The sequence below is a fragment of the Bradyrhizobium cosmicum genome, assembly GCF_032290525.1.
Taxonomy (GTDB): Bacteria; Pseudomonadota; Alphaproteobacteria; order Rhizobiales; family Xanthobacteraceae; genus Bradyrhizobium; species Bradyrhizobium cosmicum_A.
In genome coordinates, this window is sequence record NZ_JASXTA010000012.1 from 231163 (window position 1) to 247533 (window position 16371).

At 64.1% G+C, this 16371-nt stretch carries 19 protein-coding genes, 1 tRNA gene and 1 pseudogene; 6 read left to right on the forward strand and 15 right to left on the reverse strand.

What is annotated here, in order from left to right:
• Window positions 1-146 precede the first annotated feature (146 nt).
• Complete coding sequence (locus tag QSV46_RS22600) at window positions 147-1382, reverse strand: acyl-CoA dehydrogenase family protein (RefSeq protein WP_314956920.1); 1236 nt, start codon at window positions 1380-1382, stop codon at window positions 147-149.
• A 214-nt stretch (window positions 1383-1596) separates the two neighbouring features.
• Between QSV46_RS22600 and QSV46_RS22605 the strand changes: the two genes are divergently transcribed.
• A complete protein-coding gene (locus QSV46_RS22605; protein ID WP_314956922.1) occupies window positions 1597-2259 on the forward strand; it encodes a TetR/AcrR family transcriptional regulator in 663 nt (220 codons plus the stop codon).
• A gap of 2 nt (window positions 2260-2261) precedes the next feature.
• Here QSV46_RS22605 and QSV46_RS22610 read toward each other — a convergent pair whose 3' ends face one another.
• From QSV46_RS22610 to QSV46_RS22625, 4 genes and pseudogenes are all read right to left on the reverse strand, one after another.
• The gene (locus tag QSV46_RS22610) at window positions 2262-2654 is read right to left on the reverse strand and encodes a RidA family protein (RefSeq protein ID WP_314956924.1); all 393 of its coding nucleotides are present in this window, start codon (window positions 2652-2654) and stop codon (window positions 2262-2264) included.
• Window positions 2655-2764: 110 nt separating this feature from the next.
• Entirely contained in the window at window positions 2765-2980 is a 216-nt protein-coding gene (locus QSV46_RS22615; protein ID WP_092192602.1) for a hypothetical protein, read from the reverse strand.
• Between the two features lie 163 nt (window positions 2981-3143).
• Window positions 3144-4373 carry a CaiB/BaiF CoA-transferase family protein gene (locus QSV46_RS22620; protein WP_314956926.1) on the reverse strand — a complete coding sequence of 410 codons (1230 nt, stop codon included), beginning with the start codon at window positions 4371-4373 and terminating at the stop codon, window positions 3144-3146.
• 179 nt (window positions 4374-4552) lie between these two features.
• Window positions 4553-5745, reverse strand: a pseudogene (locus tag QSV46_RS22625) (MFS transporter).
• Window positions 5746-5925: 180 nt separating this feature from the next.
• Between QSV46_RS22625 and QSV46_RS22630 the strand changes: the two are divergent.
• Window positions 5926-6183, forward strand: a complete 258-nt coding sequence (locus QSV46_RS22630) for a type II toxin-antitoxin system prevent-host-death family antitoxin (RefSeq protein ID WP_314956929.1) — start codon at window positions 5926-5928, stop codon at window positions 6181-6183.
• The gene (locus QSV46_RS22635; RefSeq protein ID WP_314956931.1) at window positions 6180-6563 is read left to right on the forward strand and encodes a type II toxin-antitoxin system VapC family toxin; all 384 of its coding nucleotides are present in this window, start codon (window positions 6180-6182) and stop codon (window positions 6561-6563) included. Before QSV46_RS22630 ends, QSV46_RS22635 begins: the two co-directional genes overlap by 4 nt.
• A gap of 73 nt (window positions 6564-6636) precedes the next feature.
• Here the strand turns inward: QSV46_RS22635 and QSV46_RS22640 are convergent, their stop codons facing one another.
• The 6 genes from QSV46_RS22640 to gmd all read right to left on the reverse strand — a co-directional run bounded on the left by QSV46_RS22640 (window position 6637) and on the right by gmd (window position 10930).
• Window positions 6637-6807: a hypothetical protein gene (locus tag QSV46_RS22640; RefSeq protein WP_314956933.1), complete on the reverse strand. Its 171-nt coding sequence runs from the start codon at window positions 6805-6807 to the stop codon at window positions 6637-6639.
• A 41-nt stretch (window positions 6808-6848) separates the two neighbouring features.
• A complete protein-coding gene (locus QSV46_RS22645; protein WP_314956935.1) occupies window positions 6849-7052 on the reverse strand; it encodes a hypothetical protein in 204 nt (67 codons plus the stop codon).
• An 18-nt stretch (window positions 7053-7070) separates the two neighbouring features.
• Window positions 7071-8408: a sorbosone dehydrogenase family protein gene (locus QSV46_RS22650; protein WP_314956937.1), complete on the reverse strand. Its 1338-nt coding sequence runs from the start codon at window positions 8406-8408 to the stop codon at window positions 7071-7073.
• Window positions 8405-8797, reverse strand: coding sequence for a DUF2231 domain-containing protein (locus QSV46_RS22655; protein ID WP_409997197.1), 393 nt, complete (start codon window positions 8795-8797; stop codon window positions 8405-8407). The genes QSV46_RS22650 and QSV46_RS22655 overlap by 4 nt, the downstream gene beginning before the upstream one ends.
• A gap of 122 nt (window positions 8798-8919) precedes the next feature.
• Window positions 8920-9879: a GDP-L-fucose synthase gene (locus QSV46_RS22660; RefSeq protein WP_314956941.1), complete on the reverse strand. Its 960-nt coding sequence runs from the start codon at window positions 9877-9879 to the stop codon at window positions 8920-8922.
• Window positions 9860-10930 carry a GDP-mannose 4,6-dehydratase gene (gene gmd, locus QSV46_RS22665; protein ID WP_314956943.1) on the reverse strand — a complete coding sequence of 357 codons (1071 nt, stop codon included), beginning with the start codon at window positions 10928-10930 and terminating at the stop codon, window positions 9860-9862. The genes QSV46_RS22660 and gmd overlap by 20 nt, the downstream gene beginning before the upstream one ends.
• 260 nt (window positions 10931-11190) lie before the next feature.
• On the opposite strand from gmd, the gene allE reads away from it, so the two are divergent.
• Window positions 11191-11988 (forward strand): (S)-ureidoglycine aminohydrolase, encoded by a 798-nt coding sequence (gene allE, locus QSV46_RS22670; RefSeq protein WP_314956945.1) that lies wholly within the window; start codon window positions 11191-11193, stop codon window positions 11986-11988.
• 124 nt (window positions 11989-12112) lie between these two features.
• Here allE and QSV46_RS22675 read toward each other — a convergent pair.
• The 3 genes from QSV46_RS22675 to QSV46_RS22685 form a co-directional block, all read right to left on the reverse strand.
• Window positions 12113-12186 (reverse strand) — tRNA-Gly (locus QSV46_RS22675).
• A 356-nt stretch (window positions 12187-12542) separates the two neighbouring features.
• Entirely contained in the window at window positions 12543-12746 is a 204-nt protein-coding gene (locus QSV46_RS22680) for a hypothetical protein (protein WP_314956947.1), read from the reverse strand.
• A 29-nt stretch (window positions 12747-12775) separates the two neighbouring features.
• Complete coding sequence (locus QSV46_RS22685) at window positions 12776-12997, reverse strand: hypothetical protein (RefSeq protein WP_314956949.1); 222 nt, start codon at window positions 12995-12997, stop codon at window positions 12776-12778.
• Between the two features lie 183 nt (window positions 12998-13180).
• On the opposite strand from QSV46_RS22685, the gene QSV46_RS22690 reads away from it, so the two are divergent.
• Window positions 13181-13561, forward strand: a complete 381-nt coding sequence (locus QSV46_RS22690) for a YciI family protein (protein WP_314957005.1) — start codon at window positions 13181-13183, stop codon at window positions 13559-13561.
• 9 nt (window positions 13562-13570) lie between these two features.
• Here the strand turns inward: QSV46_RS22690 and QSV46_RS22695 are convergent, their stop codons facing one another.
• Complete coding sequence (locus QSV46_RS22695; RefSeq protein WP_314956951.1) at window positions 13571-14161, reverse strand: TMEM175 family protein; 591 nt, start codon at window positions 14159-14161, stop codon at window positions 13571-13573.
• Between the two features lie 125 nt (window positions 14162-14286).
• On the opposite strand from QSV46_RS22695, the gene QSV46_RS22700 reads away from it, so the two are divergent.
• Window positions 14287-16344 carry an ATP-dependent helicase gene (locus QSV46_RS22700; protein WP_314956953.1) on the forward strand — a complete coding sequence of 686 codons (2058 nt, stop codon included), beginning with the start codon at window positions 14287-14289 and terminating at the stop codon, window positions 16342-16344.
• Window positions 16345-16371 lie beyond the last annotated feature (27 nt).

A 16371-nucleotide genomic window follows, 5' to 3' on the forward strand; every position in this document is an offset into this window, starting at 1 on the left:
TTTTTCATTGTCCGTCATTCCGGGGCGCGCAAAGCGCGAACCCGGAATCTCGAGATTCTCAGGTGCGCAATTGCGCACCATAGTTCGATGCTGCGCATCGCCCCGGAATGACGGTGAGGAGAGCGCGCTCGCCCTCTCCGCCCTTCTTAATGACTGGGAGAGTTTGCATACTTCCGAACTTCGAGCCTTGCAATGGCGCGATTGTGCACCTCGTCCGGACCGTCGGCGAGGCGCAGCGTGCGGATGTGGGCATAGTCCTTGGCAAGGCCCGCATCATCGGAGACACCGGCGCCGCCAAAGGACTGGATCGCCTCGTCGATGATCTTCAGCGCCATGTTGGGCGCGGCGACCTTGATCATGGCGATCTCGGCCTGCGCGGTCTTGTTGCCTACCTTGTCCATCATGTCGGCAGCCTTGAGGCAGAGCAGGCGCGTCATCTCGATGTTGGTGCGGGCCTCGCCGATGCGCTGCTCCCACACAGAGTGCTCGACGATCTTCTTGCCGAACGCGGTGCGCGAGGTGAGCCGCTTCACCATTTTCTCCAGTGCCTCCTCGGCCTTGCCGATGGTGCGCATGCAGTGGTGGATACGGCCGGGACCGAGGCGGCCCTGTGCGATCTCGAAGCCGCGGCCTTCGCCGAGCAGGATGTTCTCCTTCGGCACGCGCACGTTCTCGAGCAGCACCTGGGCGTGGCCGTGCGGCGCGTCGTCGAAGCCGAACACCGGCAGCATCTTCTCGACCTTGATGCCGAGAGTGTCGAGCGGAACCAGGATCTGCGACTGCTGCTGGTGCTTGGCCGCCTTGAAATCGGTCTTGCCCATCAGGATCGCGATCTTGCAGCGGGGATCGCCGACGCCGGACGACCACCATTTACGGCCGTTGATGACGTAGTGATCGCCGTCCTTCTCGATCCGGGTCTCGATGTTGGTCGCGTCCGACGAGGCCACCGCCGGTTCCGTCATCAGGAAGGCGGAGCGGATCTCGCCCTCCATCAGCGGCCGCAGCCATTTGCGCTTCTGCTCCTTGGAGCCGTAGCGCATGAACACTTCCATGTTGCCGGTGTCGGGCGCGGAACAGTTGAACACTTCCGAGGCCCAGGTGATGTGGCCCATCTCTTCGGACAGCAGCGCATATTCGAGGTTGGTCAGTCCCGCGCCGCGGAATTCATCGTCTTCATGCTCGTTCGGCGGCATGAACATGTTCCAGAGGCCTTCGGCCTTGGCCTTCTTCTTGAGGTCCTCGAGCACGGGAATAACCTTCCAGCGCTCGCCGGTGCGATCCTGCTGGTCATAAACAGGCACCGCCGGACGGACGTGCTTGGCCATGAAGGACCGCACGCGGTCGAGCCATTCCTTCTGCTTGGGGGACAGATCGAAATCCATGGGACGCTCCTCGTTTCTCTCTTTGCGAAACTGTTTGCGCCGGACTGTCCTCCCGCCGCGCACCGCCTGCAAGCGCGAATGCATGCGCTTCGCGAGCCGCGGGGGACCAGATCGCAGCTGCGAACGAGTCCCGATTGCGGATTGACTTTCTCCGGCCTTCAAACGATAGTTTCATACAAGTGTTTGAATTGCAACTCCCTCCCTGAGGGCATCCATGGCCAGCGATCATACGAGGTCTGCCATTCTCGCCGCCGCCGAACGGCTCTATGCCGATCGCGGTTTTGGCGACGTGACGCTGCGCGACATCGTCGCGGAGGCAGGCGTCAACCTCGCGGCAGTGAACTATCATTTCGGCTCGAAGGATGAGCTGATCGCGGAGCTGTTCGTCACGCGCTCGATCGCGACCAATCGCGAACGCTTGCGCGAGCTGAAGGCGGCGGAAGAAAACGGCGGCGGGCGCGCGCCGATCGAGGTGATCCTGCGCGCGCTAGTCGGTCCGACCTTGCGCGGCTGCCTGGGTCCCGAGAACCAGCGCTCCACCGCGGCGCGCTTCATGATCCGCGCCTCGATCGAATCCGTGCCGCCGATCCGCCGCATCAAGAACCGCGAGATTGACCATTTGCGGAAATTCGCCGGCGCGATGCGGCGGTCCCTGCCCGACCGCAGCGATGTCGATATCTATTGGGGCCTGAACTTCGCACTCGCCATGGCGCACCACACCATCCGCGAGAGCGAACGGCTGACGAAACTGTCGGAAGGCAAATGCGACCTCGACGACGTCGAAGACGTGGTCGCGCGCGTGGTCAGCGTCGCGACGATGGCGCTGACGGCGGGACGGACAGAGACGAACGCGCCGTCAAAGATGGCGGCGCGCTAACGTCACATCATCGCGATGCAGTCGATCTCGACGTCGAAGGGGCCGAACCATTCCGGCGTGCAGACGAAGATCCGCGCCGGCGGATCCTTGGGGAAATAGCGCGCATAGACCGTATTAAACGCGGAGAAATGTTTCGTCGAGGTGCAGTAGACGTTGCACTTCATGACGTTATCCAGCGACGCGCCCGCGGTTTCCAGGCACAGCTTCATTTGCTCCATGATGAGCTCGCTCTGCCGCTCGATCGGCACTTCCGCGATCTCGCCCGTCTTGGGGTCGAAGGGCGGCAGGCCGGCGACGAAGATCATGTTGCCGGCGCGCGTCACCGGCGAGGTCGGCGCCTTCACACGGTCGAGAAAGGACGAGATCGGTTCGACGCGGAGTGCTTCGCGTTTCATTTCGCCTTTCATGGGCGGCCACCTTCGGTTCGAGCAGGAGTGCCGCCTTGCTACATGATATTGCAGCCGGCATGCTTCGCTTCTGGTCGAAGTGTGGACGTGGCGGCGGGTTAGGCCCGCTGCGGCATCTCCTCAGCCTCTTCCTTGGCGAGCAGCAACAGCATCTCGATGCCCATCTCGCCTTCCTGGGGCGAGCGGATGAACTTGATCTCGTCGGCACTTTGCCGCAGCGCGGCAATGATGGCGACGGCCTGATTGGCTGTTGCCGCCTCGGTCGCCAGAACTGCCTTCTGGTTCTTGGCCTGAAACCCGATCGTGTAGGACATTCGTTCCCTCCCGGACTTGAGTGCGAAGGATCGAATCAGAGTCGCGCGCGAAGCGGAAGCCTGTGCGAGTACGGACAGGGTTTATCTGGGGATTGCGCGCAAGCCCCGCGCAAGGCCACGCGAGCGTCACACTGCTGCCACCAACCTATTGCGCCCGCCAGCGTCAGATCACGCCCTGCTGCTTGAGCTCCCCGATCTTCCCGGCGTCATAGCCGAGCTTGCCACCGAGCACCTCCTGGGTGTGCTCGCCGAGCAGCGGCGGGGCGCGGTAATCCCTGATCGGGGTCTCCGAGAGGGTCAGGGCGTTGCGGATCAGCGAGAGATCTGGCTCGAAGGGGTGGTTGACCTTCACCCGCATGCCGCGCGACTGCACGTGCGGGTCGGAAAACACCTGCTCGAAATTGTTGATCGGACCCGACGGCACGCCGGCCTCCTCCAGCTTGTCCAGCCAGTAGGCCACCGGCTGCTTCAAGAACAGGCCGGCGAAGATCGCCATGATCTCCTTGCCATGCACGACGCGGTCGTTGTTCTTGATGAAGCGCGGATCGCTCGCAAGCTCGGGCGCGCCGAGCACGGCGCAAGTGCGCTGGAACTGGCCGTCATTGCCGACCACCAGCATCAGCTCGCCGTCGGTGCAGCGGAACACGCCGGCCGGCATGCCGCCATTGCCCCAGGTGCCGCGGCGCGGCGGTGTCTTGCCGTTGACGAGGTAGATCTGGAGCCAGTGCGACAACGATGCGATGACGGTGTCGAACAGGCAGACGTCGATGTGCTGTCCCGTGCCGCCATTGACGTCGCGATGGTAGAGCGCCGAGAGAATCCCGATCGAGGTGTTCATGCCGGTCATGTAATCGACGATCGACGGGCCCACCTTCATCGGGCCCTCGCCCGGCTCGCCGTCGATATGGCCGGTGACGCTCATCAGGCCGCCCATCGCCTGCAGGATGGCATCATAGCCGGCACGCGGCGCGTAAGGCCCGGTCTGGCCGAAACCGGTTACCGAGCAATAGATGATGCCCGGATTGATCGCCTTGATCGTCTCGTAGTCGAGGCCGTAGCGCTTGAGATCGCCGACCTTGTAGTTCTCCATGAAGACGTCGACGTCCTTGGCGAGCTCGCGGATGATCGCCTGCCCCTCGGGCTTGGCGATGTTGACCGTGACCGACTTCTTGTTGCGGTTGGCGCAGAGGTAGAACGAGTTGTTGTTGTTCGCCTTGCCCTCGGGATCGGTCAGGTAGGGCGGGCCGAACGCGCGCGCGTCGTCGCCGGTGCCCGGCCGCTCGATCTTGATCACTTCCGCGCCGAGATCGCCCAGCATCTGGGCCGACAGGGGTCCGGCAAGCACGCGGGTGAGGTCAAGGATCTTGATGCCTGAAAGCGGCAGGGCCGACATGTAGCTTCCTCCGGGAACTGGAATTGGCGCGGGCGGCGAGATCCCGGACCGCGCTCCCTGCGGATACACCATTTTCGGGTGCTGAGCACTGCAAGCTGGGCATAAGGCTATCTGCTGTCCCGCAGCGGCGGCAGCCCGCGACGGCGAATTCCGCGCTGCGAATATTTACCTGGTCAGACTCAGGTGGCGGCCGCCGCAGCCACCTGCGGCCGCCGGCGGCCGAGCAGGACCAGGATCAGCACCGTCGCGCAGGAGAAGACAAAGGTCAGACCCAGCGCACGGCGGCTGCCGAACTGGGTCAGCAGGCCGGCCAGGAGCGGCGGCGAGATCGCGGACGCGAGATTGAGCGGCAGCGCGATCATCGACATCGCCCTGACGAACTCCGCCTGGTCGTAGAACACGAGCGGAATCGTTGCCCGCGCCACCGCCATCGCTCCGCTGCCCGCGCCATAGAGCAGGATGAAGACCGCGACCGCCCAGGTCGCGCCAGCAGCAGCATGGCGACGGGGAGCGCCGTACCGGCGACAAGCCCGGTCGTGATCCCGTCCCACCGCCCACCGCCGAGAAAGTCGAGCCCGCGGGCGCTGACCTGGATCACGCCGAGCATCGAGCCGAAGGCGATGGCCTGGGCCGGCGCCAGCCCTTCCGCCCGAAGCAGCTCGATCAAGATGGCACCGATGCCGAAATTGACGAAAGCATTCAGCGCGATCGCGCAGACGACAAGTTTGAAGGTGCTCCTTGGAATTGCCGGCGGAGCCGCAGCCTTGACCGGCTCACCACCATCACCCCCGACAGTTTGTCGGCGCGGTGCGAGAAACGCATAAAGCGGAAGGTTGATGACGAGCAACATGGCCGCGTATACGAGGCATGTCCCGCGCCAGCCGAGCAAGCCGCTCAGGAACGACGTGGTCGGCCAGAAGATGCTGCTGGACAGGCCCGTCACCAGCATCAGAGCACCGATGGCATTCCTGGCGCCCCGCCCCGCGACCTCGTTGAGCATGATGTAGGCGCCGGTCGACAAGGTGGGCCTGCCGCCTATGCCGAGAATGACCCAGCCAGCGAAATACAGCATCGGCTCACGCGCGAAAAACAGAACAACGTAGCCCGGCGCGGATACGACCGTGCCCACCATCATCACCTTGCGCGCGCCGTGTCGCGCAAAGGCCTTAGCGAGCCAGGGCGCGCACAGTCCCATCGTGACATAAAGGACCGAACTGCCCGCGAACACCGCCGGCAGGCTCATGCCGAGGCCGTCCGCAAGCTCGCGCGCGACGACGGCCGGAAGGCCAATCGTACCCCATCCGATGAGTTGGGTGATCGCAAGCACCAGCAGGACCCCGATGAGCCTGCCGTCAGATTTCAGAAACCGCATTCCATGCCCGCCCGGCCAGACGCAGAGCGCGCCAGCCCACATGTCTTAGCGGCCGTTCGCAGAGTCGAGGAATGCCAGTTCCGAATAGCTTGGAGGCCTCCTCCGCAGAGCGGAGAGCCCTGCACGATTGACATGGACCATTCAATGGTCCATTTTAAGGGGCGCAAAAGGGACAAAGAGATGCGGGTCTCCGTCAGCGACGCCAAGGGGCAACTGACCGATCTCGTCCGCCGTGCGGAAGCTGGCGACGAGGTGATCTTGACGCGGCACGGACATCCCGCGGTGCGGCTCGTTCCGATCAAGCTTCGACCGGACCGCGCAACCCGGCGCGCCGTGCTCGAGGCGGCGCGCAAAAACGGCGCGGCCAAGGCTCTTCCCGGTCCGGACGCGGCGCGCAGTCAGGACTTTCTTTTTGGCGACGATGGACTGCCGGAATGATCGCGGTCGATACGACCGCGCTGATGGCCATCGTGCTCGACGAGCCGCAAGCCGACGCTTGCATCGCCGCGCTCGAGGCCGCCGACGAAATTCTGATTTCCGCCGCCAGCGTTGCAGAGAGCCTAGTCGTCGCCGGACGGCGCGGCGTGAACGACGAAGTCAAGAGCCTGATCGGCGATCTCGGCTTGAACGTGATTCCAGTGACCCAAGCCACCGCCGAACGCGTGGCGCAAATCTACGCGCGCTGGGGCAAGGGTATTCATCTTGCCGGCCTCAATTTTGGCGATTGTTTCGCATACGACGTCGCCAAGGAGCACGGCTGCGCACTACTCTATGTCGGTGACGACTTTGCAAGGACGGATATTGCAGGGGCAGCTTAAGTTGCTCCCTTGCCCATACCGCGACGTTATCCACCGGCGGACCAAGCGCAGCGGAGCTTTTCGCTCAGCCCACTCAGGAGGTGTGGCCGGGATCGATATGCTTCGGCGTCTTCTTGTCGCGCTGGGGCGTCATTTTGGCCGGATCCGGCGCACCGGGCACCCCGCGCGGACCGAGCTGATCGCGCTGGATGTCGTCTTCGGACCGAGGCGGCTCGACACCGTTTGGCTCGCGAGGCTTGGTCATCATGGCCTCCTTCGCTCAATGCTGTTCCGTAGCCCGGCGCTTTATACGCCGAGCGCATTTTCCCCGGCTTCGCGGCCGGGCACGCTGACATGGACTTCATGTCCCTCGCGAAGGGCCAGCGATGCTGCGGCGACCGCCGACTCGAACGCCGCTTCCTTGGTGGCGTATTTGTTGTTGACGTTGCCGTCGTGCAGCACGCCCCATTGGTCCTGCACCGGCACGATCGTGTATTGAGCAAGGCCCATCGTTCGACTCCTCGATGTCTATTGCTGCGTGAGCTGCGGATGCGCGGCACTCACACGCCACACGGTGTTGCCGCTATCGTCGGCGACCAGCAGCGCGCCGGTCTTGTCGATGGCGACGCCGACGGGGCGGCCGCGCGCCTGGTTGTCGCCATTGAGAAATCCGGTGACGACGTCTTGCGCCGGGCCGCTCGGCTTGCCGTCCGTGAACGGCACGAACACCACCTTGTAGCCGTTCAGCACCTGCCGGTTCCAGCTGCCGTGCTCGCCGACGAAGGCGCCGCCGCGGTAGGCGGCCGGCAGGCTGGTACCCGTGTAAAAAGCCATTCCGAGCGGAGCGACATGCGAGCTCAGGGCGTAGTCCGGCGCGATCGCCTTGGCGACGAGATCTGGGCGCTCCGGCTTGACGCGGGGATCGACGTGCTGGCCGTAATAGCTGTAGGGCCAGCCATAGAAGCCGCCGTCCTTCACCGACGTCATGTAGTCGGGCACGAGATCGGGGCCGAGCTCGTCGCGCTCGTTCACCACCGTCCACAACGCGCCGGTCTGCGGTTCGAAGCTGAGGCCGTTCGGATTGCGCAGGCCGCTCGCAAAGATCCGCCAGCGGCCGCTGGCGCGATCGACCTCGAGGATCGCGGCGCGATTGTGCTCGGCCTCCATCCCGTTCTCGGTGATGTTGCTGTTGGAGCCGACGCCGGCATAGAGTTTTGAACCGTCGGGACTGGCGACCAGGCTCTTGGTCCAGTGATGATTGATCGGCTCGCCCGGCAACGGTGTCAGCACCGTGCCCGGCGCGGTGATCTTCGCGTCACCTTCCGTGTAGGGATATCTGACGATCGCGTCGGTGTTGGCGACATAGAGATCGTTACCGACCAGCGCGACGCCAAAGGGCGAGTTGAGATGGTCGAGGAAGACGCTTTGCGTATCCGGCACGCCGTCGCCGTTGCTGTCGCGCAGCAGCGTGATGCGGTTACTCGGGCCCGTATCATCGCCACCTGATGTTGCCCAGGACTCGATGTAGCCCATCACGATTTCCTTGGGCCGCTTGATCGGGGCGCCCTGCGGCGCCTTGGATTCCACCACCAGCACGTCGCCGTTGGGAAGCACGTAGAGGAAGCGCGGATGCTGCAAGCCGGTCGCAAAGGCTTTGGCCTGCAGACCCTGTGCCACGGTCGGCGTCTCGTCCTTCTTCCAGCCGACGATGCGCGCGATGTGCACCGGCGGCAGCCAATATTGCTGAATGTCGGGCAGCTTTGGATTGGCGCCGATCTGCGCCTTGGGATCGCCGCTGCCGTCATCACAACCGGCAAGACAGAGCAGCGAAGAGCACAGCAACGCGCGGAGAAGCAAGGACGTCATCGCGCAACTCCCACGCCGTGGCGGTATACCATCGCCCAGCCGAGCCAGCCGGTGACGGGCAGGATCAGGACGGTGATCACCGAGAGAATGAGCCCGGTCGGCCACACCGAGGTCCAGGCGTCGCGCGTGTGGATCAGCGCATTGACGGTGGCGAGGATCAGCGCCAGGGCGTTGCCGAGCAGATGCGGCCAGGCTGGCGGCCGCGTCCGCACCAGGCGGTTGCCGAAAAAATCGATCAGGCCGGCGATCGCCGCGAGCACGCCGAAGATGACGCCGACCAGCAGAAGCCAGGCGGAGAAATTCGCCCACATGATTTCGGTGCTGACGACATAGGTGATGTCGGTCAGCAATGCTCCGATGAAGCACGCGATCGGTATCGGCACCAGCATCGGATGAATTGGATGATCCGCGATTTGCGCGCTGGAACGTGCGTGCACGTCTTCTTGCACGGTCGGCCTCGTGTGACTTTCACCCTGCCCGACCGGCAAACTCGCGCTGGAAATGATGGTTCCTAGCGGTGCGGAGGAACCTGCGCGTCGGCCTGATACGCCGCATACGCTCGCTTCAAGCCCTCGTGAAGCGACGTCGTCGCGCGCCAGCCGAGCCTTTCGAGACGGCTGACGTCGAGCAGCTTGCGCGGCGTTCCATCGGGCCGCGAGGTGTCGAAGCTGATCTCGCCGCTATAGCCGACGATTTCGGCGACGACGCGCGCGAACTCGGCGATGGTGATGTCCTCACCGGTGCCGACGTTGATCAGCTCCGCGCCGGAATAGCTCTTCATCAGATGCACGCAGGCATCCGCCATGTCGTCGACATAGAGGAACTCTCGCCGCGGCGTGCCGGTGCCCCACACCACGACGCTCGTCGCGCCCGAAAGTTTCGCCTCATGAAAGCGCCGGATCAGCGCGGCGACGACGTGGCTCAGCTCGGGGTGATAATTGTCGCCGGGGCCGTAGAGATTGGTCGGCATCACGCTGATGAAGTCGGATCCGTACTGGCTGCGATAGGCCTCCGCCATCTTGATGCCGGCGATCTTGGCGATCGCATAGGGCTCGTTGGTCGGCTCCAGCGGGCCTGTCAGCACCGAGTCCTCGCGCAGGGGCTGCGCGGCCAGCTTCGGATAGATGCAGGACGAGCCCAGGAACATCAGCTTCTCGGCGCCGGTCTGATGCGCCGCCTGGATCACGTTGGCGGCGATCGCGATGTTGTCGTAGATGAACTCGGCGCGCAGCGTGTCGTTGGCGACGATGCCGCCGACCTTCGCCGCGGCGAGAAAGATCACTTGCGGCCGCGCCTTGGCGAACCAGTCGAACACGGCGGCCTGGTTGCAGAGGTCGACCTCGCGCCGGTCCACGGTGAGCAGCCTGACGTCCTCGCGCGCCAGCCGGCGCACCAGCGCACTGCCGACCATGCCGCGATGGCCGGCGACGTAGACGCTCTTGCCCTTGAGCTCAAACGCTGCGCTTGCCACTGGCCGCGTCCCGTTTTGCTTCCGCCAGATCGCTCGCCATCATCTCCTCGACCAGCTGGGTGAACGTTCGCTTCGGCGTCCAGCCGAGCACTTTTCGCGCCTTGCCGGCATCGCCGACCAGAAGATCGACCTCGGTCGGCCGGAAATAAGTTGGATCGATCTTCACCACGGTCTTGCCGCTGTTCTCATCAATGCCGGCCTCCTCGACGCCCGCCCCGCGCCAGGCGATGCGGCGGCCGACCTGCGCGAACGACAATTCGACCAACTCGCGCACCGAGTGCATCTCGCCGGTGGCGAGCACGAAATCGTCGGGCTTGTCGGCTTGCAGGATCTTGTGCATGCCCTCGACATAGTCCCTCGCGTGGCCCCAGTCGCGCTTGGCCGAGAGATTACCGAGATAAAGAGTGTCCTCGAGTCCCACCTCGATCCGCGCCACGCCGCGGGTGATCTTGCGGGTCACAAACGTCTCGCCGCGGATCGGACTCTCGTGGTTGAACAGGATGCCGTTCGACGCGAACATGCCGTAGGCCTCGCGGTAGTTCACCGTGATCCAGTAGCCGTAGAGCTTGGCGACACCGTAGGGCGAGCGCGGATAGAACGGCGTCGTCTCCTTCTGCGGGATCTCCTGGACAAGACCGTAGAGCTCCGAGGTCGAGGCCTGGTAGAACCGCGTCTGCTTCTCCATGCCGAGGATGCGGATCGCCTCGAGCAGCCGCAGCACGCCGATGCCGTCGGCGTTGGCGGTGTATTCCGGGCTCTCGAAGCTGACGGCGACATGGCTTTGGGCGGCGAGATTGTAGATCTCGGTCGGCCGGATCTGCTGCACCAGGCGGATCAGATTGGTCGAGTCCGTCATGTCGCCGTAGTGCATCAGGAACGGCACGTTGCCGACATGCGGGTCCTGGTAGAGATGATCGACCCGCGCGGTGTTGAACGAGGACGAGCGTCGCTTGATGCCGTGCACGACATAGCCGAGCGACAGCAGATATTCGGCGAGATAGGCGCCGTCCTGGCCCGTGATGCCGGTGATCAGAGCGATCCGCTCAGCCATGTCCGCATTTGCTCCCAACACTGCCAAAGGAACGGCGGCTGGAATTCCGACCGAACCCCGCCTTCTTTGACAGAACGGCCGCCGGGGTCAACCCGGTATGGCAGGCATCGGCCGACCGCCGTTGCGATGCCACTCGCTCTCATTTATCAAATTTCAAGAAGCCGGCATGAACAGAGCCACAACTGGCCTGTGTCGCAACCCTTCCGGTTCAGCTAACGCTTCGCGGCTACCAACGTTGCGAACTGACCATGGAATCCCAAATGCACCCCACCGACCTGCCCGCCCAAGCCGGCGTCGTTCGTCCTGGCGCGATCGGCCACAGCCGCGCAGTCGTCGGCCGCAATTTCGCGTTCATGCCGCCTGAAGGCGTGTTGAAGAGCCGGCTGCCGGCGTGGTCGTCAACCACCGTACGTTTTTTGGCGGCGCCGTCGCTCGGAGCCGAGTTTGCCCAGTTCATGCTGGAAATCGAGCCCACGGGCGGCACCACCAACCCGATCTGCGTGGATCTTCAGCATTTCTTTTACGTCGTGACGGGAGCCGTCAGCATCGGCATTGGCACCGAAGCTCCGACCTCGCTGACGGAAGGTGGCTTTGCCTATGTTCCGCCGGGCACGTCGTTCACGATGTCCTGCCATCCCGCTGCGCCCGCCCGCGTCATCGCGGTCAAAAAACGTTATGAGACGGCTGAGGGCGTAGCGGCGCCGACGGCCATCGTCGGTCAACAGCAAGCGATGCCGATGACGAACCATACCGGACTGCAGGGGCGCGGCTTCAAGCACCTGCTGCCAATGGGCGACCTCCGGTTCGACTTCGAGATGAACCTGATGTTCTTCCAGCCCGGCGTCTGTTTTCCGGCCGTCGAGACCCACATCATGGAGCACGGATTGCTCATGCTGGAGGGGCAAGGTCTGTATTATCTCGGCGATAGCTGGCACGAAATCTGGGTCGATGACTTCATCTGGATGGGATCGTTCTGTCCGCAACAGTTCTATCCCACGGGTGCGAGCCAGTCGATCTATCTGTTGTACAAGAACGTCAACCGAGATGTTGTGCTCTGATGAGCGCTGCGGATCTGCCGGTCGCCTGCTGGCAGTTGGCCGAAGCCGACACCGATCGGTTTTGCGGGATTACTCTTTGAGGTATAAAAAACGCGGTTTGGCGAGCGCGATCGCGCGAAATCGTTGGAGCGGGTGAAGGGAATCGAACCCTCGTATTCAGCTTGGAAGGCTGCTGCTCTACCATTGAGCTACACCCGCGTCTGGGGCTCCCTAACACGGCCGGGCGGCGGTCTCAACTGCCCCAAGGGCGGCATCTTGAGGCATTCGGGGGCCTCCAGACCTCTTGCGCACAGCCCGGTTCCGCCGCTCGACGCCTCCCCTTAACAGGCGCGGCCTCCCGGCCTATATTGGAATCTTCCGCAACCAACGAAAGGAGGTGATCCAGTGTCTCTTACCAAGCGCTGTCACCTCGCTGGGATCGCCCGCTGAGCTTTGAGTAGGGCTTGGCATCGGGGCGCTCTCAGCCCTGGACCAGCGAGCAAGAAATCGGGCGCGACGGGGTTTTCCCCGCCGCGCCTTTTCTTTTGGGATTCGCCTTGATGGGGAGGACTGTCTCAGGTCGCGCGGAGCCGTTCGCGCACCGCAACAGCCGCGATCAGCAGGCCGATGCACCAGGCCACGGCCGCCCGTGGCGGCTCGCCGCCGAGAAGCACGGTGAAGAGGCTCGCAATCAGGCACGGCGCGATCGCCTTGCTCGTCCGGCTTACGAGCGAGAGCAGGAACGGCAGTGCGGCGATCGACATTTGCAAGGCGCTCATTGTCGAAAACATGTTCGTCGCGCGAAATCTCAAAAGCCGCAGATGTTCTGCGCGCGCGGGCGTTTGCCGCGGCGGCTTTCAACGATGCGCTCGCCGCCGTTCTCGGCTGAGCTGCCGTAATAGCGGTGGTGGCCGCTCTGATCGTGCAGATCGGCAGGCTCCGATTGTGCCGCCCGCCGCGCGTCGCAGATGATCTTGGTGGTCTGACCCGACATTGCCGCCTCCAGCATGACCTTGTTCTCAGTGGTCATCAGTCGCGACCGCTTCCGGCGGCGTTCACCCGGCCGGGCTGCAATCGGGTTTCAGGATGGTTTCGTCGAGGCCTGCGCGACGCAATATTTTCCGGAGGGGGATTGTCGGTTGCGGCCGCCGTGATACGTCCTTTGGACGTGCGCGACAAAAAATCAACGAGCGCCAAAATCAACGAGGTGACGATGCTCTACGCCATCCTGGCCTATCATGTGGAAGACGAGGTCTTGTCCTGGACGCCGGAGAAGGACGCCGCCGTGGTGGCCAAGGTCATCGAGGTTCAGGCGCCCTTGCGGGCAAGCGGGCATTTCGGGCCGGCCGCCCGCCTCGATGAGACCCGAAAGGCCCGCACCCTGCGCGGCCCCGGCGCGGGCATGGTGCTGGACGGACCGTTTGCCGAAACCAAGGAGCAGCTTCTCGGCTTCCACCTCGTCGAATACGACACAGAGGAAGAGGCGATCGCGGCGGCGCGGACGCTGCGCCAGGTCAACCCGTCGGCGGTCTACGAAATCCGCCCGGTCAAGCTTTACGTGCCGGCCGACGGGTTTGGCGCGACAAAAGCGTGAGCTGAAGCCTTATGCATCCCTCCCGGCCGGCGCGACATAGAAGCGCTGGATCAGGAGCCCGCCGAAGGCGATGAACCAGACGAAGGGCGCGACATGCGGTGCGAAGGCCGCCACAATCGTGCCCGGGATGAACACGAGCAGCGGAAACATCGACGCCATGATCTCGTGGCGCCAGCCGCCAAGGATCCTCCACCACAGCCAGGCATTGAGGCCGGCGATCGCGGTCAGGTGCAGGCCGTAGAGCACGGCGACCGCGCTGCTCATGGGGTAGTTGGTGTAGAGGCCGTTGGTCACCGGCAGCAGCACGATCGACAGCAGGAAGAACAGGTTGAGAATCACCGCGCCGCGGCTCCCCACCGGCTGGCGCGCCAGCCGGCGGTGATGGCTGATCCAGAACACGCCGGCGATGATGAAGCTGAGCGCGAGGCCGGCGAGCTTGCCGGAATAGACATGGGCGAGATCGCTCCAGTCGGGCGCGCGGGTGAACACTGCGGCCTTGGGCAGATCGTAGGCCAACAGCGTCATCGCGACACCGAAGATGGTGTTGCTGAGCGATTCCAGACGCCGCATCTCGAACTGGTCGGGTTTGAGCTCGGTCATGCCGGGTCACTTTGCGGGCTGGAACCTGCGGTCGTCTTGTCCCTAGGTCTTAACACCGGTTCCGTCCAGCCGCATTGCGATTCGCAACGGGATAGCCGACTCTCGTCCTTTCACCGGGGCGATTCGTGGCGACATATCTGGACACGCTCAATGCGGAGCAGCGCCGCGCCGTGGAGCATGGCGTGGCCGATGGCGCGACCGTGGGCGCCCCCCTGCTCGTCATCGCCGGCGCGGGCTCCGGTAAAACCAACACGCTGGCCCACCGCGTCGCGCATCTGATCGTCGCCGGCGCCGATCCGCGCCGCATCCTGCTGATGACGTTTTCGCGCCGTGCCGCCGCCGAGATGGCCGGCCGGGTCGAGCGCATCGCCCGAAAAGTGCTGGGCGAGAACAACGCCGCGATCATGCGCGATGCCCTGACCTGGGCCGGCACCTTCCACGGCATCGGCGCGCGGCTCTTGCGCGAATATGCCGAGCGGATCGGCGTCGATCCCGCCTTCACCATCCACGACCGCGAAGATTCCGCCGACCTGATGAATCTGGTCCGGCACGAGCGCGGGTTGTCGAAAACGGAAAGCCGCTTTCCGGCCAAGGGCACCTGCCTGTCGATCTACTCGCGCTGCGTCAACGCCGAGATGGAGATCGAAAAGGTGTTGGGGGCGCACTATCCCTGGTGCGCGGGCTGGGCCGCCGAACTGAAGGGCCTGTTCGCCGCTTATGTCGAAGCCAAGCAGGCCCAGCACGTGCTCGATTACGACGACCTGCTGCTGTACTGGTCGCAGATGATGGGCGATGTGCTGATCGCGGAAGAAATCGGCGGCCGCTTCGACCACGTGCTGGTCGATGAATATCAGGACACCAACCGCCTGCAATCCTCGATCCTGCTGGCACTGAAACCGGACGGACGCGGCCTCACCGTCGTCGGCGACGACGCACAGTCGATCTACTCGTTCCGTGCCGCCACCGTGCGCAACATCCTGGACTTCCCGCAAAGCTTCTCGCCGCGGGCCGAGATGATCACGCTCGACCGCAACTACCGCTCGACGCAGCCCGTGCTGGCGGCGGCCAACGGCGTCATCGGTCTTGCCCGCGAGCGCTTCACAAAAAACCTCTGGACCGACCGCATCTCCTCGCACAAGCCGCAGCTCGTCACGGTGCACGGCGAGGCAGACCAGGCGCGCTACATCGTCGAGGAGGTGCTGGCCAACCGCGAGCAAGGCGCACTGCTGAAGCATCAGGCGGTGCTGTTCCGCACCTCGTCGCATTCGGGCCCGCTCGAAATCGAACTCACCCGCCGCAACATTCCGTTCGTAAAATTCGGCGGACTGAAATTCCTCGACGCCGCGCATGTCAAGGACGTGCTGGCGCTGCTGCGCTTTGCCGAAAATCCGCGCGACCGCGTCGCCGGCTTCCGCATCCTGCATCTGCTCCCGGGCATTGGACCTGCGACCGCGCAGCGCGTGCTCGACCAGATGGCGGAGAGCGCCGATCCGCTCGCCGCGCTCGGCCAGCTTCCGGTGCCGGCGCGCACCGGCGCCGACTGGACCGACTTCGTCCGCACGACCCAGAATCTGCGCTATTCGGAATGGCCGGCCGATCTCGAGCGCGTGCGGCTCTGGTACGAGCCGCATCTCGACCGCATCCATGAGGATTCCGAGACGCGTCGCGCCGATTTGATGCAGCTCGAGCAGATCGCGAGCGGCTATGCCTCGCGCGAGAAGTTTCTCACCGAGCTCACGCTCGATCCGCCGGATGCGACCAGCGACAAATCCGGACTGCCCCTGCGCGACGAGGACTATCTGATTCTCTCCACCATCCATTCGGCCAAGGGCCAGGAGTGGAAGTCGGTGTTCGTGCTCAATGTCGTCGATGGCTGCATGCCCTCCGATCTCGGTGCCGGCACCAGTGCCGAGCTCGAGGAGGAGCGGCGACTGCTGTATGTCGCGATGACCCGCGCCAAGGACGATCTCCACCTCGTCGTGCCGCAGCGCTTCTTCATCCACGGCCAGGCCGCCAGGGGCGATCGCCATGTCTACGCCTCGCGCACCCGCTTCATCCCGGAATCTCTGGTCTATCTGTTCGAGCGTACCGCCTGGCCGAAGGCCGCGGCCGGCGCAGCGCGCAATGCAGCGCAGGGGCCGAAGATCGACATCGGGGCGAAGATGCGGGGGATGTGGCGGTAAAATGGAAACCGAGCATTTCCGAAAGCC